This window comes from Sedimentibacter sp. B4 (genome assembly GCF_000309315.1).
Classification (GTDB): Bacteria; Bacillota; Clostridia; order Tissierellales; family Sedimentibacteraceae; genus Sedimentibacter; species Sedimentibacter saalensis.
Window position 1 is genome coordinate 1 of the sequence record NZ_CANG01000830.1, and the last position, 234, is coordinate 234.

The window sequence follows — 234 nt, forward strand, 5'->3', positions numbered from 1 at the left end:
TGAACGAGCTCTGCGCGGTGCGGTAGTCGCGGGCCTGGAGGGCGCGCAGCCCGGCCAGCCAGACGGCTCGCCACTCCCACGGGTCATTGCTGAGCAGTCGCCGGACGCACTCGTCCACCAGCTGGGCGTTGTTGGCCTCGAGCGCGGCCTGGCCGCGGGCGAGCAACACGCCGGGCGAGAGGGACGGCGGCGCCGACAGGGCGGCGAGTCGCTGGACCGGATCCTCCGCGCTGA

At 74.4% G+C, this 234-nt stretch carries 1 protein-coding gene; it reads right to left on the bottom strand.

The annotated features are described in order from the left end of the window. Positions 1–234: tetratricopeptide repeat protein (locus BN358_RS25665; protein ID WP_304412801.1), on the bottom strand; the 234-nt coding region annotated here is incomplete at both ends.